The 20617-nt window shown below is 63.2% G+C and carries 23 protein-coding genes; 18 read left to right on the forward strand and 5 right to left on the reverse strand.

Annotation, left to right across the window (positions count from 1 at the left end; all coding sequences use genetic code 11):
• Positions 1–2: 2 nt before the first annotated feature.
• From ABIB78_RS10385 to ABIB78_RS10425, 9 genes are all read left to right on the forward strand, one after another.
• Positions 3–806, forward strand: coding sequence for an ABC transporter ATP-binding protein (locus ABIB78_RS10385; RefSeq protein WP_429024146.1), 804 nt, complete (start codon positions 3–5; stop codon positions 804–806).
• Positions 803–1591: an ABC transporter permease gene (locus ABIB78_RS10390; RefSeq protein ID WP_429024147.1), complete on the forward strand. Its 789-nt coding sequence runs from the start codon at positions 803–805 to the stop codon at positions 1589–1591. Before ABIB78_RS10385 ends, ABIB78_RS10390 begins: the two co-directional genes overlap by 4 nt.
• Entirely contained in the window at positions 1591–2574 is a 984-nt protein-coding gene (locus ABIB78_RS10395) for a 2-hydroxyacid dehydrogenase (RefSeq protein WP_429024148.1), read from the forward strand. The genes ABIB78_RS10390 and ABIB78_RS10395 overlap by 1 nt, the downstream gene beginning before the upstream one ends.
• The gene (locus ABIB78_RS10400; RefSeq protein ID WP_429024149.1) at positions 2574–3269 is read left to right on the forward strand and encodes an AprI/Inh family metalloprotease inhibitor; all 696 of its coding nucleotides are present in this window, start codon (positions 2574–2576) and stop codon (positions 3267–3269) included. Before ABIB78_RS10395 ends, ABIB78_RS10400 begins: the two co-directional genes overlap by 1 nt.
• 270 nt (positions 3270–3539) lie before the next feature.
• Positions 3540–3935: a YciI family protein gene (locus ABIB78_RS10405; protein ID WP_429024150.1), complete on the forward strand. Its 396-nt coding sequence runs from the start codon at positions 3540–3542 to the stop codon at positions 3933–3935.
• A gap of 86 nt (positions 3936–4021) precedes the next feature.
• Positions 4022–5305 (forward strand): RNA polymerase sigma factor, encoded by a 1284-nt coding sequence (locus tag ABIB78_RS10410; protein WP_429024151.1) that lies wholly within the window; start codon positions 4022–4024, stop codon positions 5303–5305.
• 69 nt (positions 5306–5374) lie between these two features.
• Positions 5375–5752 carry a hypothetical protein gene (locus ABIB78_RS10415; RefSeq protein WP_429024152.1) on the forward strand — a complete coding sequence of 126 codons (378 nt, stop codon included), beginning with the start codon at positions 5375–5377 and terminating at the stop codon, positions 5750–5752.
• 148 nt (positions 5753–5900) lie between these two features.
• Positions 5901–6929, forward strand: a complete 1029-nt coding sequence (locus ABIB78_RS10420; protein WP_429024153.1) for a putative zinc-binding metallopeptidase — start codon at positions 5901–5903, stop codon at positions 6927–6929.
• Positions 6926–7960, forward strand: a complete 1035-nt coding sequence (locus tag ABIB78_RS10425) for a D-alanine--D-alanine ligase family protein (RefSeq protein ID WP_429024154.1) — start codon at positions 6926–6928, stop codon at positions 7958–7960. Before ABIB78_RS10420 ends, ABIB78_RS10425 begins: the two co-directional genes overlap by 4 nt.
• Before the next feature lie 75 nt (positions 7961–8035).
• On the opposite strand, the gene ABIB78_RS10430 is transcribed toward ABIB78_RS10425, so the two are convergent.
• The 3 genes from ABIB78_RS10430 to ABIB78_RS10440 form a co-directional block, all read right to left on the reverse strand.
• Positions 8036–8308: a hypothetical protein gene (locus tag ABIB78_RS10430; RefSeq protein ID WP_429024155.1), complete on the reverse strand. Its 273-nt coding sequence runs from the start codon at positions 8306–8308 to the stop codon at positions 8036–8038.
• Between the two features lie 365 nt (positions 8309–8673).
• Positions 8674–9375, reverse strand: coding sequence for a Crp/Fnr family transcriptional regulator (locus tag ABIB78_RS10435; RefSeq protein WP_429024156.1), 702 nt, complete (start codon positions 9373–9375; stop codon positions 8674–8676).
• A 61-nt stretch (positions 9376–9436) separates the two neighbouring features.
• Positions 9437–10417: a lytic transglycosylase domain-containing protein gene (locus ABIB78_RS10440; RefSeq protein WP_429024157.1), complete on the reverse strand. Its 981-nt coding sequence runs from the start codon at positions 10415–10417 to the stop codon at positions 9437–9439.
• A gap of 186 nt (positions 10418–10603) precedes the next feature.
• On the opposite strand from ABIB78_RS10440, the gene ABIB78_RS10445 reads away from it, so the two are divergent.
• From ABIB78_RS10445 to ABIB78_RS10480, 8 genes are all read left to right on the forward strand, one after another.
• The gene (locus tag ABIB78_RS10445; protein WP_429024158.1) at positions 10604–11587 is read left to right on the forward strand and encodes a L,D-transpeptidase family protein; all 984 of its coding nucleotides are present in this window, start codon (positions 10604–10606) and stop codon (positions 11585–11587) included.
• A gap of 77 nt (positions 11588–11664) precedes the next feature.
• Complete coding sequence (locus ABIB78_RS10450) at positions 11665–12468, forward strand: dienelactone hydrolase family protein (protein WP_429024159.1); 804 nt, start codon at positions 11665–11667, stop codon at positions 12466–12468.
• A gap of 216 nt (positions 12469–12684) precedes the next feature.
• Positions 12685–14349, forward strand: coding sequence for a thiamine pyrophosphate-binding protein (locus tag ABIB78_RS10455; protein ID WP_429024160.1), 1665 nt, complete (start codon positions 12685–12687; stop codon positions 14347–14349).
• Between the two features lie 19 nt (positions 14350–14368).
• Positions 14369–15139: an SDR family NAD(P)-dependent oxidoreductase gene (locus ABIB78_RS10460; RefSeq protein WP_429024161.1), complete on the forward strand. Its 771-nt coding sequence runs from the start codon at positions 14369–14371 to the stop codon at positions 15137–15139.
• A gap of 349 nt (positions 15140–15488) precedes the next feature.
• Positions 15489–16442 (forward strand): amidohydrolase family protein, encoded by a 954-nt coding sequence (locus tag ABIB78_RS10465; protein ID WP_429024162.1) that lies wholly within the window; start codon positions 15489–15491, stop codon positions 16440–16442.
• Between the two features lie 187 nt (positions 16443–16629).
• A complete protein-coding gene (locus ABIB78_RS10470) occupies positions 16630–17100 on the forward strand; it encodes a lipocalin-like domain-containing protein (RefSeq protein WP_429024163.1) in 471 nt (156 codons plus the stop codon).
• 183 nt (positions 17101–17283) lie between these two features.
• Positions 17284–17793 (forward strand): lipocalin-like domain-containing protein, encoded by a 510-nt coding sequence (locus tag ABIB78_RS10475; RefSeq protein ID WP_429024164.1) that lies wholly within the window; start codon positions 17284–17286, stop codon positions 17791–17793.
• A 219-nt stretch (positions 17794–18012) separates the two neighbouring features.
• A complete protein-coding gene (locus ABIB78_RS10480) occupies positions 18013–18501 on the forward strand; it encodes a lipocalin-like domain-containing protein (RefSeq protein ID WP_429024165.1) in 489 nt (162 codons plus the stop codon).
• On the opposite strand, the gene ABIB78_RS10485 is transcribed toward ABIB78_RS10480, so the two are convergent.
• A complete protein-coding gene (locus ABIB78_RS10485) occupies positions 18498–18728 on the reverse strand; it encodes a hypothetical protein (RefSeq protein ID WP_429024166.1) in 231 nt (76 codons plus the stop codon). The genes ABIB78_RS10480 and ABIB78_RS10485 overlap by 4 nt on opposite strands.
• A gap of 40 nt (positions 18729–18768) precedes the next feature.
• On the opposite strand from ABIB78_RS10485, the gene ABIB78_RS10490 reads away from it, so the two are divergent.
• Entirely contained in the window at positions 18769–19632 is an 864-nt protein-coding gene (locus tag ABIB78_RS10490; protein ID WP_429024167.1) for a DMT family transporter, read from the forward strand.
• Between the two features lie 791 nt (positions 19633–20423).
• Here ABIB78_RS10490 and ABIB78_RS10495 read toward each other — a convergent pair.
• Complete coding sequence (locus ABIB78_RS10495; RefSeq protein WP_429024168.1) at positions 20424–20600, reverse strand: hypothetical protein; 177 nt, start codon at positions 20598–20600, stop codon at positions 20424–20426.
• Between the last annotated feature and the right edge of the window lie 17 nt (positions 20601–20617).

Consider the following 20617-nt stretch of genomic DNA (forward strand, 5'->3'; position numbering starts at 1 on the left):
CGATGGCGGAGCCTGCGTTGTCTGGATCTGATGCCGGATCGGCCGTGCGCCTGCGCGGCGTCACCAAGACCTATGACAGCGGCGTAACGGCGCTCGGGCCGCTCGACCTCGATGTGGGGCGAGGCGAGTTCGTCTCGCTGCTCGGGCCGTCCGGTTGCGGCAAATCGACCGCGCTGCGGCTTGTTGCAAGCCTCGTCACACCAAGCGCCGGCACGGTCGAGCTGTCGCATCACGGCGCGGAGCAGCGTGGCAGCCATAGGGTAGGCTTCGTGTTTCAGGAGCCGACCTTGATGCCGTGGGCCACCGTGCGCGACAATGTCCGCCTGCCGCTGAAGCTCGCCCGCGCGCCGGCATCCGATGCCGATGCGCGCATCGAGGCTGCGCTCGACCAGGTCGGGCTTGCGGAGTTCGCCGGCGCCTATCCGCGCGAATTGTCCGGCGGCATGAAGATGCGGGTATCGCTGGCGCGCGCGCTGGTGACCGACCCTGATATTCTCCTGATGGACGAGCCGTTCGCTGCGCTCGACGAGATCACGCGCTTTCGCCTCAACAACGATCTGCTGTCGCTGTGGCGCAACCTGCACAAGACCGTCATCTTCGTGACGCACTCGGTGTTCGAGTCGGTCTATCTCTCCGAGCGCGTGATCGTGTTGACGGCGCGCCCGGGCCGGATCGGCGCGGAATTTCGCATCACCTCCTCCGAGCCGCGCGGCGAGGCGTTCCGCACCTCGGCCGAATATGCCGCGTTCTGCCGCGAGGTCTCGGCCGCGCTGGCGCCGTCTTATGCAGGACAGGCAGGCGCATGAAGTCTCCGCAAGACCTCGTTCGTTTTCTGGCTCCGGTCGCGGTGCTTGCAGCCAGCCTCGTGCTCTGGGAAGCGATCGTCCGCACCTATGGCATCCAGCCCTATGTGATGCCGAGCCCGCTTCTGGTGCTGAAGACGCTGGTTGCGGACTGGCCGGTGCTGTCGCAATCGCTCGGCGTCACGCTCCTGACCACGCTCGAAGGCTTCGTTGCCGCCGCAATCGGCGGCGTCGTGCTGGCGCTGTTGTTCAATCAATCGAAATGGCTGGAATATTCGCTGTTTCCCTATGCCGTGGTCCTGCAGGTCACGCCCGTGATCGCGATCGCGCCGTTGCTTTTGATCTATCTGCAACAGCAGACCGCCGTGATCGTCTGTGCCTGGATCGTGGCGTTCTTTCCGGTGCTGTCGAACACCACGCTCGGCCTCAACTCGGTCGATCGCAACCTCGCCGGATTGTTTCAACTTTATGGCGCATCGAAGCTGCAGGCGCTGCTGCTCCTGAAGCTCCCGTCGGCGCTGCCCTATATCCTCGGCGGCCTGCGGATTGCCGGCGGGCTGTCGCTGATCGGCGCCGTGGTCGCGGAGATCGCGGCGGGCAGCGCCGGAGCCGGCTCGGGCCTTGCCTTCCGGATTGCTGAATCAGGCTACCGGCTGAATATTCCCCGCATGTTTGCGGCACTTCTGCTGCTATCGCTGGCCGGGATTGTCATCTATGGGGTGCTGGCGCTAGTTTCGCACCTCTTGTTGCGGCGTTGGCATGAAAGCGCGTTAGGAAAGGACAATTGATGGCCCCGATTTCTTCCGAAAAGATCGATCTGTTGATCTATGGACCGATCAGGCCAATCCTCGAAAACGGCTTTCCCGACCAGTACGTACTGCACCGGGCCGAAAGCCGCGGCGACCTCGAACGCCTGACGTCAGAGACGATGGGCAAGATCCGCGGCATCGCCGTCACCTATCACACGATGGCGACTGACAAGACCGCGCTGGCGCAGTTTCCCAAGCTGGAGATCGTCGGCAGCTTCGGCGTCGGCTACGACCACATCGATTCCACCTATGCGCGCGATCACAATATCGTGGTCACCAACACGCCCGACGTGCTGACCGAGGAAGTCGCCGACGTCGCGATGGGCCTGTTGATCGCGACGCTGCGCGAATTCGTCAAGGCCGACCGCTATGTGCGCTCCGGCCTGTGGCAGACCCAGAATTATCCGCTCAGCGTCGGCTCGCTGCGCGACCGCAAGATCGGCATCGTCGGCATGGGCCGGATCGGTCAGGCGATCGGGCGCAGGCTCGAAGCCTCGCGGGTGCCGGTGTCCTATCACTCGCGCAATCCGTCCAAGGACGTCGCCTACAAGCATTATCCCGATCTGATTGAGATGGCGAAGGCGGTCGACACCTTGATCGTCATCGTTCCGGGCGGCGCGTCGACCGCGAAGATGATCAATGCCGACGTGCTGAAGGCACTCGGCCCGCGCGGCGTGCTGATCAATGTCGCGCGCGGCTCCGTGGTCGACGAGCCGGCACTGGTCGCGGCGCTGAAATCCGGCACCATCCTGGCGGCCGGCCTCGACGTGTTCGCCGCCGAGCCGAACGTGCCGGACGAGCTGAAGGCGATGCAGAACGTCGTGCTGCTGCCGCATATCGGATCGGCCTCGGTGGTCACGCGCAATGCCATGGACCAGCTCGTGGTCGACAACATCAAGAACTGGTTCGCCGGCAAGCCGCCGCTGACGCCGGTTGCCGAAACGCCGGTGAAGGGCCGCTGATGTCGTTGTCCCGCTTCAACGTCGTGCTGCTTGTGCTGCTGGCCGCGTGCGGTCCGGCAGCCGCGCAGGATGTCACGACGTTGAAGAGGGACATGATCGGGCAGTGGGAGCTCTCCACCACCGAGCGCAGCAAGACCTGCGTCGTGACGCTGAAGAGCGATGCGACGCCGCAAGGCTTCGAGCTCGAGCTCGAGCCGGCCTGCGCCGTCGCACTGCCTTTCACCAAGGACATTGCGGGCTGGAGCATCAAGGGCCTGGGCGATATCGTGCGGCTGCACAACGCGGCCGGCGAGGCCGTGATCGATTTCACCGAGGTCGAGACCGGCATCTTCGAGGGGATGCGCACCAACGAGGGCGTCTACATCCTGCAAAACCTCGCCGCGGCGCGCTCGCTCGCCAAGTCGATGGACCAGATGATCGGCGACTGGTCGATGGTCCGCGGCAACGGCCAGGCGATCTGCTCGCTGGTGCTGACCAACACCGACGCCGGCAACGACAATTTCCAGCTGTTCCTGAAAGGCAAGTGCGATCCCGCGGTCGCGGCCTTCAACCCGACGCTGTGGCGGCTCGATCACGGCCAGATGATCCTGATGTCGGCCAAGGGCGAGACCTGGCAGTTCGAGGCCGACGACAACGCCCAGTGGCGTCGCGTCCCTGACAGCGCCGACCCGCTGATCATGCTGCGGGAGCAGTAGGGACGGCGGGCTTTGCCCGGCAGTTTGGGGCTGCACTGAGCAGCCCGTCATGGCCGGGCTTGTCCCGGCCATCCACGCCTTCCTTACCTTTGCGCGGCACCTTAAGACGTGGATGCCCGGGACAAGCCCGGGCATGACGAGCCCCCGTAGTGACTAACCAAAAAATAATTCCCGCCCCCATGTCGATCCCGTCCCTCCCGGATCGTCGTCCCCTGTAGCGAGCCGTTTCGCGGCGATCATCGCCGCGTCTCGCCCAACAGGAGTTTTCCGATGCGGTTCATGTATATCGTCACCTCCTCCCAGCCCCAACGGCCGCCGACGCCGGCCCTGATGGAGGCGATGGGCAAGCTCGCCGAGCGGGAAATCAAGGCCGGCCGCATGATCGACAATGGCGGGCTGCTGCCGGTCGCGATGGGCGCCCAGGTGCGCATCACCGACGGCAAGCTCAACGTCATCGACGGTCCGTTCGTCGAGGCCAAGGAGATGATCGGCGGCTACGCGATCTTCGAGCTCCACAACAAGGAAGAGGCGGTGGCCGCCGCCGTGGAGTTCATGCAGCTGCACAAGGAGCATATGCCGGGCTGGGACGGGACCTGCGAAGTTCGACCCTTCGCGGCCATGGGCGCCGACGGCGGCTGTCAGGTCGATGTGTCCGCCTGCGCCTGATGCGCAGCGCGGACAGAGCGTTTTCAAGCGCAGTGGACTCCGGTCCGCGTGAAAAAGCGTCAAAACAAGAATCCGGGTCGGCGGCGATGACGGCCGCCGACATCCAGGCCACGATCCTTGCGGTGTGGCGCAACGAGCAGCCGCGGCTGATCACCAGCCTGTCGCGGATGCTGCGCGACGTGCCGCTCGCCGAGGATCTGACCCAGGAAGCGCTGGTTGCCGCGCTGGAGCATTGGCCGGCCGATGGCGTGCCGGAAAAGCCCGGCGCGTGGCTGATGGCGACAGCCAAGCGCCGTGCGCTCGATCATCTGCGCCGCAACCGCATGCTCAGCCAGCGGCACGGCATGCTTGCGCACGACCTGGCGCGGGAGCGGGAGACCATGCCCGATTTTGATTCCGCGCTCGACGACGACATCGGCGACGAATTGCTGCGGCTGATCTTCACCGCCTGCCATCCGCGCCTGTCGCGCGAAGCCCGTGCCGCATTGGCGCTCCGGATGATCTGCGGCCTCACCACCGAGGAGATCGCGCGCGCCTTCCTGCAGGTGGAGGCGACCATCGCCCAGCGCATCGTGCGCGCCAAGCGCACGTTGTCGGAATCCGGCCTTGCCTACGAGACGCCGCGCGGTGAGGAGTTGTGCGAACGGCTCGCCTCCGTGCTCGAGGTCGTCTACCTGATCTTCAACGAGGGCTACACGGCGGCAACCGGCGACGAATGGCTGCGACCACAGCTCTGCAACGAGGCCCTGCGCATCGGCCGCGTGCTGACCGCGATCGCGGCGCAGGAGCCGGAGGCGCACGGCCTGCTCGCGCTGATGGAGCTCAACGCCTCGCGGATGGCGGCGCGCACCGATGCAAGCGGCGAGCCGATCCTCCTGATGGACCAGAACCGTGCCCGATGGGACCGCCTGCAGATCCGCCGCGGGCAGCTGGCGCTGGCGCGTGCCCGCGAGCTCGGCGGCGCCGGCGGCTTCTACGCGCTGCAAGCAGCGATCGTCGCCTGCCACGCCGAGGCCGGGACGCCCAACGCGACCGACTGGAGCCGCATCGCCACCCTATACGGCGATCTTGCCGCGCTGGTGCATTCGCCCGTGATCGAGCTCAACCGCGCGGTCGCGATCGGCATGGCGGAAGGGCCGCTGGCCGCGCTTGCGATCGTCGATGGTCTCGCGGACGAGCCGGCGCTGAAATCCTATCATCTGCTGCCGAGCGTGCGCGGCGACCTCCTGCACAGGCTGAGCCGCTTCGCGGAGGCGCACGCCGCGTTCGAGGCCGCCGCCGCATTGGCCGGCAACGCGCGCGAGCGCGAGTTCCTCAAGCGGCGCGCGGCGGTCGCCGCGCGCGCCGCGCAGGAGCACGGCCAGCGGTGATGGCTTCGCGATTTCGACGCAAAGCGCAGCCATGTTCGCGGCACGGCAATCTGATCGGGAACTGCGACCATGACGAAGCCATCCGTACTGGCGATCGGCCTCGACCCAACCTTCGTCGATCTCTCCGTCGTCCCGCAGTTCACACCCGAACTCGTGCGCAGCTACATCGACGCGCAGATCGACGGCCTGCGGACGCTTGGCTACGACGTCGAGAGCTGCCTGGTCGATCTCGGTGAAACGGCGGAAGCGGTGACGGCGGCGGCCCTCGGCGCGCGACGCTACGATTGCGTCGTGATCGGTGCCGGGCTGCGCGAACCGCCGGAACGGCTGTTACTGTTCGAGCAGATCCTCAATCTGGTGCACCGGCTCGCCCCCGATGCCGCCATCTGCTTCAATACCAAGCCGGCCGACACCGCCGCGGCCGTGCAGCGTTGGGTCAGGCCCTAGGGTCCGGCGGCAGGTCGCCGCATGGGCCGCGGCATGCCGCGACGGCCCGGCGGTTGTTGCCAGCCCCAACCGCCCGGCGGTTGTTGCCAGCCCCAACCGATCTATGACAACATTCGAAATTCCGAATTGCCATGGCTTCTGGAGACCTATGCCGCGCCGGAAATTTGCCTGGGAGAAGCTGACGGACGACCAGTTGCTCAAGCAGCGCCTCAGCAGTCTGAGGGTCACGATCGAGGGCACCTGGCTCGAGGACTGTCTCGCCACGCTCAATGAAGAGCTCGAGGAGCGTGGCATCCGGCTGCGGCCGCACGCCTGGATATCGAGCGAATGGTTCAGTCCGGCGGATGTACCCGGCATCGCCGTCCCCTTCTATCTCACCCATCCCCGCCTGATGAAGCTCGAGAAGAAGATGATGCTCGACGTCGAGGGCGCGTCGTGGTCCGAGTGCATGGCCATTCTTCGCCACGAGGCGGGCCATGCCGTGCAGCATGGCTACCAGTTGCAACGCCGCCGGCGCTGGCAGCAGCTGTTCGGCCCGTCGTCGAAACACTACCCGCGCTACTACCGGCCCAATCCGGCCAGCCGGAACTATGTCCAGCACCTGCGGCTCTGGTACGCGCAGAGCCATCCGGACGAGGATTTCGCCGAGACCTTCGCGGTGTGGCTGCGGCCGCGCTCGAACTGGCGGACGCGGTATGCCGGCTGGCCCGCGCTGAAGAAGCTCGAATATGTCGACGAGCTGATGGGCGAGATTGCGGGCAAGCGGCCGCTGCTCACGACGCGCGAGCGGATCGATCCGCTGCGTGAGCTCAAGCAGACGCTCGGCGAGCATTACAAGAAGAAGCAGGCGTTCTACGCCTTCACGCCGCCGAAGACCTACGACCGCGACCTTTCCAAGCTGTTCTCCGCCGATCCACGGCACCATCGGCATCCGCCGGCTGCGGCCTTCATCAGGCGGCACCGCGCCCAGATCAGGCAGCTGGTCGCGCGGTGGACCGGCGAGAACCAATTGACGCTGGATGCCGTGCTTGACAACATGATCTCGCGCTGCCGCGAGCTCAATCTGCGTGCCGTCGGCCCCGAGCAGAAGCTTGTGACCAACTTCACCATCCTGCTGACCGCCAAGACCATGCACGCGCTGTTCGGCCCGTCGCGCCGGAAATGGATCGCGCTATGAAACACCTTCGCATTCTGGTGCTCATGCATCCCGATTGTGTGCCGCCGGACTCCAGCGATGGATACTCCGCGCGGGAAATCAATGAATGGAAAACAGAGTACGACGTCGTGAGTACCCTGCGCGCGGCCGGCCACGAGGTTCGTCCGCTCGGCGTGCAGGAGGAAATCAAGCCGGTGCGCGACGAGATCGAGGGCTTCAAGCCGCATGTGGTGTTCACGCTGCTGGAGGAGTTTCACTACGACGTCGTATACGACCAGCACATCGCGAGCTATCTCGAGCTGATGAAAATCGCGTATACCGGGTGTAACCCGCGCGGCCTGATCCTGGCGCGCGGCAAGGATCTGTCCAAAACGCTGGTGCATCATCGCCGGATCGCGGTGCCGGCCTTCGCCGTATTCCCGATGCGCCGCAAGGTCAAACGGCCGCCGCGTCTTGCGCTGCCGCTGATCGTCAAGAGCCTGAGCAGCGATGGATCGCTGGGTATCTCGCAGGCGTCCATCGTCGATACCGACGAGAAGCTTGTGGAGCGCGTCGCCTTCATCCATGAGCGGATCGGAACGGCCGCGATCGCCGAGCAGTTCATCGAAGGACGCGAGCTCTATGTCGGCGTGCTCGGCAACAACAGGCTGCGGGTCCTGCCGGTGTGGGAACTGAAATTCGGCAGCATGGGCGGCCCCGCGGCGCGGCAAATCGCCACCGAAAAAGTCAAACACGATACCGGCTATCAGGAGCGCGTCGGAATTGCGGATGGGCCGGCCGAGGATCTTACGCCGGAACTATCCGCCCATATTCAACGACTGGCGAAACGGATTTACCGGACGTTGGGGCTCGATGGATACGCGCGCATCGACTTCCGCCTGTCTACCAACGGCGTTCCGTACTTCATTGAAGCCAATCCCAATCCCGAAATTGCCAAGAGCCAGGAGTTCGCGACCGCCGCAGGGCATGACGGGCTTGATTATCCGGATCTGCTGCATCGCATTGTGACGCTCGGAATCAGCCGCGCCAAGGCCGGCGTATCCCTAGGCTGAACCGAAGGCGCTAGATTTCTTGTTTTGACGCGTTTTCTTCACGCGAACCGGGGGTCCACTTCGCTCGAAAACGCTTTAGAGGCTGCGCTGCATCACATGGCGTCGCGCATCCCTGGGGATGAACATCGCAAACGTTTCCCTAACGCGCGCCGCCGGTGTCGCGTCGGCGGCGCGCGCGGGAGCAGGGGGAGCCGGGGGACGAAATTCATCCGGTTCCGGCCACCGCCGCGCAAGGACATCGTTTGCCGAAGCCGGCATGGAGCGGGCGTCGCTGCGGCTGGCATCGTAGACGTACAAAACAGCGAGAAAAATCGATACGACAACAAGGATCGCCCTGAAAATCGGCATTGTGATTGCGCCTTCTTGATTGCGGCGAACAATGCCCGGCGACGGTGAACCGCGCGTTTAGCGCTTCGGTCGATCGGCCGATACGGTTCTCAACTCATGAACGCGGGCTTGCGTAAACGGCTCGCTTACCAATGCCTTCAAGGTTGCGGCAACCAGCTTTCCTCACCGGCGGGAAAGAAGTCTCTGGCATTGAGAGACCAAGAAAAACACCGAGGAGGCACCATGTTCGTCGCCATTCGAGTCATGATCCTGATCGCCAGTGCATACGCCGGCTCGGCCGTTGCAGAGATGCAGTTTGCGCCGCTGCCGGGCCTTGCGGCATCGTCCGCGCCGTAGGATCGGCATGCGACGCATTTCCCGGCGCTTTACGCCCGATTTGGCGTCGCCGCGCCAATCCCGATTGCGCGGGCGGCATTTTCAGTCATCCGGGTCGCCGTCAGCCGCAGGAAATACAGCGACAATCCTGGATTGCGCTCGCACAGCTTGCTTAGCGCGCCGTCGCTGATCCACAGCAAATCCACATCGGTCGCTGCCAGCGCCGTTTGCGTGCGGCGGCGCTCGAGTGAGAACAGTCCGATCTCGCCGAACAATTCGCCCGCCGAGACCCCGCGATCGATCTCGGGAAACCTGACCTCGCCCGATACGACCATGTAGAGCAGGTCGGCGTCGTCGCCTTTCCTGAAAATTGTTTCTCCCGCCTTGACGTGCTTCGGTCGCATGAACGGCTGCAGCCAGTTCGGAGAAAGATCAGTCGCCGCAGCGCGCCTGGCCTTGCGAAGCAGCCGAACCATCTGGAACAGCAACACCACATTCAGCGGCAGCAGAATGATGTGCAGGATGAGCACCGGGTAGATCCGGTCGCCCAATCCATAGCTGATGAATGCCAGATTGCTGAATATCGCGACGGTGCGCAGGCTCAACATCGTGCTCATGCAGAACGTCAGCAACACGAGAGCCGACGCCAGGTAACCCAAGCCATCGATGAATGTCATGACAGCGCCTACTGGAAAATGAATTGCAAGCAAACTGATCTGAAAACGACCGGCAACATACACCAGCGCGCTCATTTTCTTGAGCGGAAATGTGGCCGGCCCGCGCTCAAGGCGGAGCACGCGTCCTGAAGCGGCCTCAGCTCGACGAACGCGCGCGCGAGGCCACGCGAACGGCGCGTCCCTTCGCGGGTCTCGCCTTGGCTGCGACAACGGCTGGGCGCCCATTGCCGAGCCGGGCCGCACCCGGCGAGCTCTTCCTGAGCAGGAGTGCGAGCCGCTTGCCCGCGCGGCCGGCGCCAGACCTTGCCACCTGCCGAGCTGCCTCGGCCTTGCGGATGATCATGCTCACGGCAGACGCCAGTGATGCCGGGACGAACGCGACATCCTTCGACTTCGAGAGGCCCCCGGTTCCTTCGCAAGGCGCTTCGCTCGGCAGATCGATGCGAATGGCGAGCGTGTCGACGCTTTCGATCCAGTCTTCAGCCTTGGTTCCGGTGATGATCCAGACATAGTCGCGCGTCTCGCGCGTCTCGCGCGGCAGCTCGCTCTGCCTGGCGAGCCATTTCTGGATGCGGCCGCCGCCGGCGTTGTAGGCGGCAGCCGCAAGGCCAAGATTGCCGAAATCGTCGCGCAGCTTGCGCAGCAGTCTGGCCGAAGCGGGCAGCGCCTTCTGCGGATCGAAGGGATCGTCGAGACCGACCTCAGCGGCTGTCTCGGGCATGAACTGCGCAACGCCCTGCGCGCCGGCATGGCTGACTTCGTTCGAGCGAAAGCGGCTCTCCTGCCAGATCAGGCGCGCAAAGAACGCGACCGGGATCTCGCTCGCCTGGGCAGCGTCCTTCAAGGTGCGGCAGAACGTATCGATCGCGGATGCCTGTGGCTCGGCTGCAGCCTCGCTCGGCTCGGCCGCGGGCGTCTTGTCCTCGATCCTCGCATCGGGCGCTTCGCTGGCGTCCGCGCTTCCGATGAAGCGCGCGGCAAAGGGGACGGCGTCCGGTGCTGCGTCGTGCGAGAATGTTGGGGCTTGGCTTGTTGAGGCTTGGAGCGGGCGTGGCGAACGATCGACGTCGAGCATCAAGACAAGAAATGCGGCAAGCGCCGCGATGACGAATCGCATTTGCTTCAAGAGACCTGAATTGTGGTGTGAGCTGCGCGCAAATGCACCGCGGATAACGACTTTTTAGCGGGACGATTGCGGCGAAGCAGCGATCTTCGCTGTTCCGCCGCGGAACTGCGCGGCGGCCTGCATTGGAACTTCGAAGCTTCCCGTAACGTTACGGAAGGTGGTCCGTTGGGATGCACGATGTTCCGGCCCTTTGCCATTGCACTCCTGCTTGTGTCGGCCGCGCCGGCGATGGCAGCCGGTCTCGATACCGCCGCGATCAACGACGCGGCGGCGCCGGCGGGAAAATTGCCTGGCCGTCACCAGGTCAGCGCCGCCATTGCCAAGCTCGAGATCCTGCTCGATCGCGCGCATTTCTCCCCCGGCGAGATCGACGGAAAGCTCGGCGAGAATGCGCAGAAGGCGCTCGCGGCGTTTGCCGAGGCAAACGGATTATCCTTCGACAAGACGGTGACGGCGGATCTCTGGAGCAAGCTTGCTTCTGCCAGCGAAGGAGCCGCGATCGTCACCTACACGATCGTCGAGGCGGATGTGAAAGGACCGTTCCTGAACAAGGTCCCCGCAAAAATGGAGGACATGAAGAGCTTGCCTGCGCTGAACTACACCAGCCCGCGCGAAGCGCTCGCCGAGAAATTCCACATGAGCGAGGCGCTGTTGCAGGCGCTCAATCCCGGGCAGAAGTTCGACAAAGCCGGCGACACCATTGCGGTTGCGAACGTGCTGGACGCCGGAAAACCGGCGCCGATCGCGCGCGTGGAAGTCGACAAGACGCGGCAGACGCTCAGCACGTTCGATGCGGCGGGGAAGCTCATCGCCTTCTATCCCGCAACGGTCGGCAGCACGGAGAAGCCGACGCCGAGCGGTACGCTGAAGGTGACGGCGATCAACAAGAATCCGACCTATCGCTACAATCCGCAATATCGGTTCAAGGGCGTCAAATCGAAGAAGCCGTTCACGATCAAGCCTGGCCCGAACAACCCGGTCGGCTCGATCTGGATCAACCTCTCGGCGGAAGGTTATGGCATCCACGGTACTCCCGATCCCGGCAAGGTCTCCAAGGCGGAGTCCCATGGCTGCGTCCGGCTGACGAACTGGGATGCGGTGCGGGTCGCGGCCGGTGTCGCGAAAGGGACGCCGGTGATGTTCGGGGAGAGCGCGCGATAGCTCGATGAGCGCAGGACCTAGCGCAGGAATCGCTGGTATGCCAATGTGACGTCGTGCCAAACCCGCGGGAGGTCAGCATGCGAACGAACATAACGAACATGGTGGGAGCACTGTGCGCCATCGCAATGGTTGCGAGCGCGCACGCAGCGGTCCGGGAAGAGCCGGTCACCTATTCGGACGGCGAGGCCACGATGAAGGGCTTTGTCGTCTACGACGATGCGGCCGCGGCCAAGCAACCCGGGATCGTGATGGTGCATGAATGGTGGGGCATCACCAAGCACATCCACAACGAGGCGCGGAACTTCGCGCAACAGGGCTACACGGTCCTGATCGCCGATATGTATGGCGACGCCAGGACCGCCGACAACCCGAAGGACGCCGGCGGGCTTTCGTCATCGGTGATGAAAGACCCGAAGGTGATGGAGTCTCGCTTCAACGCTGCGCGGGAGCAACTCGCCAAGCGGGCCTCGGTCGATCCGCAGCGGATCGGCGCCGTCGGTTACTGCTTCGGCGGCGCGGTGGTGCTCAACATGGCGCGCGCCGGCGCGGATCTCGCCGCCGTTGCGGGCTTTCACGCATCGCTCGGCCTCAACACGCCGGCGCCGGCGCCGGACACCGTCAAGGCGAAAGTGCTCATCATGAACGGCGCGGACGACCCGTTCGTGAAGCGCGAGCAGTACGATGCGCTGAAGAAGGATTTCGACGCAGCGAAAGTCAGTTATCGGATCATCGAGTATCCCGGCGCGGTGCACGCGTTCACGAACCCCGAAGCCACCGAGCTCGGCAAGAAGTTCAACATCCCGATCAGATACGACGCCAAGGCGGATCAGGAATCGAAGGCCGAGGCGGCCAAGTTCTTTGCCGCAGACTTGAAGAAATGAGCAGCAAGGGCTACCCACAGGGTGGCCCTTTTGATCTATGGCCGGCTTAGCCGCGGGATAGGCAACGTTGCAGTTTCGCGCCGGCGCGCTCGCACCTTGAAGCCATGCGGAAGACGCAGCCGGCCGCGCGGACGCCAGCCGGCTCGCACGGTTGCCATGGGCCGCTCCCCGGCCGATGATGCACAAAACGGATCAAGGCCGATCGAGAGGGAGCGAATGCGCGGGCGCCGTGTGCTGATGGAATCGTTCGTGTCGCACGGCGTGCGTCATATCTTCGGCAACCCCGGCACGACGGAAACGCCGCTGCTCGACAGCCTGCCGGCATTTCCGCAACTCGAATACATCATGGCGCTGCATGAAGGTATCGCTGTCAGCGCCGCCAGCTTCTACGCGCAGGCGTCGGGACGCGTCAGCGTCGCCAACCTGCACGTCGCGCCCGGCCTCGGCAACGGCATCGGCTCGCTCTACGGCGCGCTCAAAGCAAGTTCGCCCGTGGTCGTGACGGCCGGCCAGCAGGATACGCGGATGCGGCTCAAGAACCCGCTGCTCGGCCATGACCTCGTTGCGATGGCAGCACCGGTGACGAAGTGGAGCGTGCAGATCGAGCGCGCCGACGAGATCGCGCCGATCATGCGCCGCGCGTTCAAGGTGGCGACCGATGCGCCGCAGGGACCGGTGTTCGTGTCGCTGCCGATCGACGTTCTTGAGCAGGAGACCGCGGTCGATGCGTCGACGCCGGACCATTTGTGGCGATCGACGCGCCCCGATCCGGCCGGCATCGAAGCGCTGGCCGCGCTGCTCCTGATGTCGAACAATCCAGCCATCATCGCCGGCGACGACGTGGCACGCTCGGGCGGCGAGCAGGCGCTGGTGGCGCTGACGGAAGCGATCGGCGCCACCGTGTGGTTCGAAGGGCTGCGGCATCACGCGCCGTTCCCGACCAGCCATCCGAGCTATCGTCAGTCGCTCCCCGGCGACGCCCGGCAGGTGCGCAAGGCGCTCGGTGATGCCGATCTCGTGCTGCTCATCGGCGGTCCGTTCTTTGAGGACATCTGGTTTGCGCCTGATAGCCACATTCCCGACGGCGCGTCCTTGCTGCAGATCGAGGCCTCGGCTGAGCGTCTCGCGCTCAACAACCGGCTCGATGCCGGCATCGTCGGCGACATCGCCGTCAGCCTCAGCGCATTGACGGACGCGTTGCGCGCAAAGGCGAGTGCGGACTTCAAGCATGCCGCGCAAAACCGCAATGCGGTGCTGGCCGAATTGCAGGCGAAAGAGAAGGAAGCCTATCGCGCGCGCGTCGAGAAAAGCTGGAACCGCCAGCCCGGCTCGATGCCGCGTGTCACCGCGGAGCTGCGCCGCGGCCTGCCCGATGATGTCGTGATCGTCGATGAAAGCATCACGGCGAGCCTCGATCTCGCGCGCGCCTTCGACTATCGCGGCTTCGGCGATTATTTCGGCGGTCGTGGCGGCGGCATCGGCCAGGGCCTTGCCGGCGCGATCGGCGTCAAGGTCGCAATGCCGGATCGTCCGGTTGTCGCCATCTCCGGCGACGGCTCGGCGATGTATGCGATCCAGGCGCTGTGGACGGCCGCGCACCATAAGCTTGCGATTGTGTTCGTGGTGCTGGCGAACCGCGAGTACCGCATCCTCAAGCACAATGTGGATGTCTGGCGGCAGAACTTCGAAGCCGGCACCCAGCATCCCTATCAGAACATGGATATCACCGGCCCCGCGCTCGACTTTGTGCATCTCGCAGCCGGCATGGGCGTCGAGGCGGTCAGAGTCGAGAAAGCCGACGACATCGCCGGCGCAGTTGCAACGGCTGTCGCGGCCCAGCGGCCATACCTCGTCGAGATCGCAATCGAAGGAAAGCGCTAACCCTTCCGCAGGAGTTATCATGGCAGGCATTCTGGACGGCAAGGCTGCATTGGTGACGGGCGGCGGCTCGGGCATTGGCCGGGCAACGGCGATTGCCATGGCGCGCGAAGGCGCGCGCGTCGCGGTGTCCGACCTCTCGAAGGATGGAATCGAACAGACGGTCGCGCTTATCAACGCCGCCGGCGGCCAGTCGATCGCGATCCAGGGCGATGTCACCGACGAGGCCGATGTCGCGAACATGGTGGCCCGCACGGTTTCGGCGTTTGGCCGCATCGATTGTGCGTTCAACAATGCCGGCGTTGCCGGGCGCTCCGTCGGGCCGCCCGGCCAGCGCATTCACGAACTCACGCAGCCCTCGGTCGCGAAGATGTTTTCGGTGAACCTGATGGGCGTTTTCCTGTGCCTGAAATATGAAGTCGCGCAAATGCTCAAGCAGGGCGGGGGCGGCGCCATCGTCAACACGGCCTCGATCGCCGGGCTGGTTGGCCTCGCCACGTCGGGCCACTATGTCGCGACCAAGCACGGTGTCGTCGGGCTGACCAAGTCTGCGGCGATCGAATATGCCCAGGACGGCATCCGCGTGAACTGCGTCAATCCCGGATACATCAAGACGCCCATGACCCAGGAAACGATGGACGAACGCTACGACGAGATCATCGCCAAGGTGCCGGTACGCCGCCTGGGCATGCCGGAGGAAATCGCCGAAGCCGTGGTCTGGATGTGCTCGGACAAGGCGTCCTTCATGACAGGCGCATCGCATGTGATCGACGGCGGCTACAGCGCCGCCTGATGTTCTGACGATCTTTTATGAGAAAGGCGATGGAAGCCGGCACGGCGCGAACACGGCGAGCCTCCCGGAATCCTTGCTGCCGGCGGTCCACCAAAAACGGCCGCGACATCAGGAGGTTTCGACCCACGTCTGCTCTGGTCCAAAGCGGACATCGCGGCGGCGCGGAACTGACACATGCGCGGTTCAAGATTGTTGCGGCGCAAATTGACCTTTGAACCCTATTTCTATGGTCGCAGTTTCCTGATGTGATCCTCAATATTGCGAGCCAATTTGCTGTGATCCCTGCTCAGGGAGGCCGTGTCGATCACCATCATGTCGTGACTAAACTATAGAACAGGAAGGACATCACATGCCTTCACGCCGTAGCTTTCTGGCCGGCACCGTCGCGACCGGTGTCGCGCTGTCAACGCAGCACGCCGCGGCGGCAGTCGCGCAGCAAAAACGAGTGATCGTTGATTCGCAGGTTCACCTGTGGCCGGCGAGCACCCCGGAAAGACCATGGCTCCCCGGTGCCAAACCGCAGCTTCTGGAGCCCTTTACCATCGAGCGAATAATTCCCCTGATGGACGAGGCTGGCGTCGATCGCGTCGTCATCGTTCCGCCGGCATCGCTCGAAGGCGAGCGCGTCGACTATGCCCAAGAGGCGGTCAAACGGTACCCGGGCCGCTTCGCCATCATGGCGCGTGTCGCCCTCGACAAGCCCGACCGCGCGGCACGGCTTGCGACTTGGCGCGACCAGCCCGGCGTGCTGGGCGTAAGGTTGAACTTCGGCCCCGGCGAAGCTGCGTGGCTGACAGACGGGACCGCGGACTGGTTCTGGCCGGCGGCGGAGAAGGCCCGCCTGCCTGTGATGTTTCTCACGTCGGGCCAGACGTCGCTGTTCGCCCGCATTGCCGAGCGACACCCGCAACTTACGCTCATCATCGACCACATGGGCGTCGGCGCGGGCCTGCGCCCTCGTCCTGATTCATCGGAATCCGTGAGAAACAACACGGTGACGGAAGCTATTGCCCAGTCGGTCGCGCTCGCGAAATATGCGAATGTGTCGGTGAAGTTGTCGTCGGTGCCGCTGATTTCGACTGAGCCATATCCATTCCGTGACGTGACGTCGCATATCCACCGCCTATTCGACGCCTACGGCCCGGAGCGCTGCCACTGGGGGACCGACGTAACCAATTCGTTCGCCCGGGCCACCTACCGGCAGCGCGTGACGCAATTCACAGAGGAGCTTCCGTTCCTCACCGAAAGCGACAAGGACTGGATCATGGGCCGCGCGATCCTGGCGCGGCTTCGCTGGACGTGAACCAAGCTTTCTGCGATGCATGAGTTCGCCTCTGGCCTATTTCGGTCCTCGTCCCACGGCCTGCAGATGTCTGCTCGCCGGGCTTGAGCGGACTTCGGCGGAAGGCCCACCCGACTTCCGGGCGTGACCCGAAGCGGATATCCACCTTGTTCGGGCGGGTCCGCTGGCGCACAATCGCAACACCTTAATGGACGGCACCGACTATCGAAGGAGAACTCGGTTGAAAAAGTCTCCCAAGGATACGCTCGTTGGCACCTGGGTTCAGACCTCTCTTGATACCGTCTCCGCTGACGGCACGAGGCGCCCGCTCTACGGGGAAAATGCAAAAGGCATGATTATCTATACTGCCGATGGCTATTTTACACTCATGCAGGCGAGCGTTGATCTTCCCAAGCTCAAATCCGGCTTGCCGTCCAAAGCGACGCCTGAAGAGGCGAAAGCGGTGATCGCCAACTCCATCGCTTATTTCGGCAAATACTCGTTAGATGAAACCAGCATGGTTCTTAGCCTCGATATTCAGGCCAGCACATTCGCAAATCTGACCGGAAATCCTTCAGAAAAGCGCAACGTCACGTCACTGACTGAGAACGAATTGAAGTTCAACAGACCGTTTGTAAAAAACGTAACCCTTGAGGCCGTGTTCAAGCGGGCCGAATAAGCGCGCATGGAGAAGTCCGCTTGTAGCCCTCGGCAGACATGGTCCGACCGTCGGCAGATGTCAGCTTTTTGACTCGGAACGGACATGCCGGCTCTCGGTCTTACTTGTTTCGCACGAGAGTCGTAAACGTCCGGGATTGTAGTGCTCGACAAACGCTATCAGTCTTCTCTTCGGGAGAGACCAATGAATTTGCGGGTGATTTTTGTTGCATGCATTTTCGCGGCTTTTGGATCGTCCATGATGACATTCGATGCGCTCGGCCAGAACCAATCGTTGAAAGAGCAGCTGATCGGTACTTGGACGCTACTCTCGTGGGAGCAAAGGAAAGGCGACGGCACCAAGGTCGAGCGTTATGGGACCACCCCGAAGGGCATCGCCTTCTTTGATGCGGGCGGGCGATACATCATCACCGTGATGCGATCAGATCGCGCCAGATACGCCAGCAATGCCCTCTGGCAGGGTACCGCTGACGAAAACAAGGAAACGGCCGACGGCACGATAACTTACTTCGGAACATATTCGATAATCGAGGCGGATAGCAGCATCGCAATTCACGTCGAAGGCAGTTCCTTTCCAAACTGGAATGGCGCGGACCAGAAGCGCTTTGTCGCGATTGCGGGAGACCAGCTGACGCTGACGGTTCGTCCTCCGGCCGGTGACCCAGTTAACGTAACTTGGAAGCGTTCGAATTGATTGCGCCAAGTCAGCACTTTGCCCTTTCGGAAATGCCGCGCTGGCTATCGAAAGTCCGGTGTCGGGGTGAAGCGGACGTTACGGTTACGCGTTCCGACTTCCGAGTTTGACCCACCGCGGACCTCTCCCCGGACCCTTCGCTCTCGCGGATTTCGTCTCTCACAGCTAGTCTGGGCATTGTTTGAATGCACCCGGTTATCTGCTGAGAGGGAGGAAGATATGGTACTTCTCCGTGTGCTTGCCGCTGCTGTTGTATGCCTCTGTTTTCAAGCTGAATTTGCCCTTGCCGAGGATACAGCGGGGCAACTCGCAGGTAGTTGGAAGCTAAGCTCATGGACGATTCAGATTATCGGTGGAGAGGCTACTGAGCCTTTCGGTCCTAATCCCAAAGGCAGGGCGATCTTCGCGGCGGACGGGTACGTGACGTTCGTCATCGTGGCGGCAAATCGTAAACCGGCAACAAGCAATGAGGAGTTGGCAGCCCTTCTGAAGTCGCTCCTTGCTTACACCGGAAAATTTATGATCGAAGGAGACAAGTTTACAACCAAAGTGGACATATCGGGGAATGAGCTTCTCACCGGACAGGACCAAATACGATTTTTCAAGCTGGAAGGTGATAAGCTGACCATTCGAACGGCTGAACAAGTCAGCTCCGTTTTTCCCGGAAAGAGAGTGGTAGGAAGCCTTACTTGGGAACGCGAGCGCTAGGAGCGCTGGGCTGCCAATCTGTGTTCTGCTTCGCCCGCGCCGATGAGGCATGAAGTAAGAACGACGACTTCGGTTGTTGGCCCAAAGCGGATCTCCAGCCGGGATTCGCCGAAGTCGGTTTTCTGACCCGAAGCAGACCCCGGCAGGCCGGCGCCCATCAGCTCTGCAGACCAGTGGGTTGATCCGCTTTGTGAGCTAACGTAGTCGTTCGCGATGAGCGAATGCACAACCGGCGCCAGGATTCCAGCCCCTCCAGGTACGAAAGCCATGCTGCTCGGGGTCGGATGCGGTCTCGGCGCAGCGCTTTGCTGGGCGCTCGGCTTCGTGGCGACGCGGCACGGCCTGAAAGTCGGGTTCACACCTGTCGACCTGCTGATGCATCGCTTCCTGTGGTCGGGCATCGCCTTCCTGCCGCTCGTTGTGCGCGCCGGCCTCCGCGATCTCTGCGGCATCGGATGGAGCCGCGGCATGGCGCTGATGCTGCTGGGCGGGCCGGTGATGTCGCTGATCAGCTATGCCGGCTTCGTGTTCGTGCCTCTCGGGCACGGCAGCGTGATCCAGCCGTCCTGTGCGACCCTTGGTGGACTGTTTCTCGCGGTCGTCCTGCTCAAGGAATCGATCTCGCTTTCGCGGGTCGCCGGGGCGCTCGTCATCGTGCTCGGCCTTGCTGTGATCGGCAGCGAATCGATCGGCCATATGGGATCGAGCGCCGTAATGGGCGACTTGATCTTTGTCCTGACCGGATTGATGTTTGCGAGCTTCGCCACGCTGGTGCGCTATTGGCGTGTCTCTGCGTTCTCTGTCGCTTCGGTCATCAGCGTGCTGTCGCTGTCGCTGTTTCCGCTGTATGCCGCCTCGGGTGGGCTCGCTCGCGATGCCGCCATCGGCCTGAACGAAAATGCGCTGCAAGCCGTCGGCCAGGGCATCCTGGCCGGGCCCGCGGCAATGTATTTGTTTGCACTGTCGATCCAGCGGCTCGGAGTAGCCCGCGCGGCTGTTTTTCCTGCGACCGTTCCGGTGCTGACCTTGCTGTTGGGGTGGCTCCTGATTGGCGAGCCACCGACCACGTTGCAGGCGGCCGGATTGGTGACCGTATTGGCCGGATTCTATCTCGCGCAACGGCAGCGTTAGACGGCATGGCCGTCGTTCTGTGGCACCTCCCCCGTAAGGACCCGCAAGGGGAGGGAGCGCGGTGCCTCTCTCACGTGCCAATCACTGAGTTGCCCGACGGCGCAAGCCTCTATTGCAAAAATATTTCGCTTTATCCGAAGTGCAACTCGGTGTATGGTTCGCTCGTCTCACCCGATCGAGGGGCGCTTCGCGGTCGTCACGAACGTGGGTCGAGATGCGGTGGACGCCGATTGCGCAACTGACGAGTGCGCATGAAGCGGACGGTGAAGTCGTGTGGTCCTGACGCCCTAGTGGCAGGTGTCCTCATGTGAAACGCGCAAGCGTTTTGCAAAGGCGGTGACAAACAAGCCCAGTCTCGCCGGGGAGAGCACGAAGTAAGCCGTAAGCCATCGCGCAGGGAAAGCCGGATTGCTCCGGTTACACCTGTGGTCCTACCCCCGAGCTTTCTACCTTTTGCTCGGGGCCCATGGGTGCGATCGGCACCCGGCTTTCCCTGCGCCCTCTTCCAGAGAGGGCGGAACGAAATGCAAAACTCGGGCAAATCATGTCGCGAGATTGCGCTCTCACATCCTCTCGGTTGTCATGCCCCGCGCATGCGGGGCATCCAGTACGCCGCGGCTTCTCGATTCAAGCGTTGGCGTCTCTGGAATACTGGATCACCCGCATTCGCGGGTGACGACATAGAGAACTTGGCTGTTTGACAGTTTCGTCAGAAACGAAGGCGTGCGGGCCAGCAGACGGTCGCGCGAATCAGCCCGACGCGACCGAGGCTCGAGACGCAGCAGCGAACCCTATTGGTCAACCTTCGGCGTCTTGCCTGCAAAGTCGAGGCCGAGCCGGAGGGCGCGCTCCTGGCGCTCTTCCGTCAAGAACTTCAGCTCCCGTTCCAGCGACCGCGCAACCTCGTCCTGCGTTTCCTTGGAGTGGCGGCGGGAGCCGCCTTGCGGTTTGGCCGGTTGGGCGGTCACGGGAAAACCCTTGTCAT

Source organism: Bradyrhizobium sp. I1.14.4 (genome assembly GCF_050435825.1).
Classification (GTDB): Bacteria; Pseudomonadota; Alphaproteobacteria; order Rhizobiales; family Xanthobacteraceae; genus Bradyrhizobium.

Coding starts and splice junctions, on each gene's coding strand:
- ABIB78_RS10440 (WP_429024157.1), bottom strand. CDS start 10,417: ATGCGATTCGTCATCGCGGCGCTTGCCGCATTTCTTGTCTTGATGCTC.
- ABIB78_RS10390 (WP_429024147.1), top strand. CDS start 803: ATGAAGTCTCCGCAAGACCTCGTTCGTTTTCTGGCTCCGGTCGCGGTG.
- ABIB78_RS10395 (WP_429024148.1), top strand. CDS start 1,591: ATGGCCCCGATTTCTTCCGAAAAGATCGATCTGTTGATCTATGGACCG.
- ABIB78_RS10430 (WP_429024155.1), bottom strand. CDS start 8,308: ATGCCGATTTTCAGGGCGATCCTTGTTGTCGTATCGATTTTTCTCGCT.
- ABIB78_RS10470 (WP_429024163.1), top strand. CDS start 16,630: ATGGACGGCACCGACTATCGAAGGAGAACTCGGTTGAAAAAGTCTCCC.
- ABIB78_RS10475 (WP_429024164.1), top strand. CDS start 17,284: ATGAATTTGCGGGTGATTTTTGTTGCATGCATTTTCGCGGCTTTTGGA.
- ABIB78_RS10450 (WP_429024159.1), top strand. CDS start 11,665: ATGCGAACGAACATAACGAACATGGTGGGAGCACTGTGCGCCATCGCA.
- ABIB78_RS10460 (WP_429024161.1), top strand. CDS start 14,369: ATGGCAGGCATTCTGGACGGCAAGGCTGCATTGGTGACGGGCGGCGGC.
- ABIB78_RS10400 (WP_429024149.1), top strand. CDS start 2,574: ATGTCGTTGTCCCGCTTCAACGTCGTGCTGCTTGTGCTGCTGGCCGCG.
- ABIB78_RS10405 (WP_429024150.1), top strand. CDS start 3,540: ATGCGGTTCATGTATATCGTCACCTCCTCCCAGCCCCAACGGCCGCCG.
- ABIB78_RS10385 (WP_429024146.1), top strand. CDS start 3: ATGGCGGAGCCTGCGTTGTCTGGATCTGATGCCGGATCGGCCGTGCGC.
- ABIB78_RS10435 (WP_429024156.1), bottom strand. CDS start 9,375: ATGAGCGCGCTGGTGTATGTTGCCGGTCGTTTTCAGATCAGTTTGCTT.
- ABIB78_RS10425 (WP_429024154.1), top strand. CDS start 6,926: ATGAAACACCTTCGCATTCTGGTGCTCATGCATCCCGATTGTGTGCCG.
- ABIB78_RS10445 (WP_429024158.1), top strand. CDS start 10,604: ATGTTCCGGCCCTTTGCCATTGCACTCCTGCTTGTGTCGGCCGCGCCG.
- ABIB78_RS10420 (WP_429024153.1), top strand. CDS start 5,901: ATGCCGCGCCGGAAATTTGCCTGGGAGAAGCTGACGGACGACCAGTTG.
- ABIB78_RS10410 (WP_429024151.1), top strand. CDS start 4,022: ATGACGGCCGCCGACATCCAGGCCACGATCCTTGCGGTGTGGCGCAAC.
- ABIB78_RS10465 (WP_429024162.1), top strand. CDS start 15,489: ATGCCTTCACGCCGTAGCTTTCTGGCCGGCACCGTCGCGACCGGTGTC.
- ABIB78_RS10455 (WP_429024160.1), top strand. CDS start 12,685: ATGCGCGGGCGCCGTGTGCTGATGGAATCGTTCGTGTCGCACGGCGTG.
- ABIB78_RS10415 (WP_429024152.1), top strand. CDS start 5,375: ATGACGAAGCCATCCGTACTGGCGATCGGCCTCGACCCAACCTTCGTC.
- ABIB78_RS10480 (WP_429024165.1), top strand. CDS start 18,013: ATGGTACTTCTCCGTGTGCTTGCCGCTGCTGTTGTATGCCTCTGTTTT.
- ABIB78_RS10490 (WP_429024167.1), top strand. CDS start 18,769: ATGCTGCTCGGGGTCGGATGCGGTCTCGGCGCAGCGCTTTGCTGGGCG.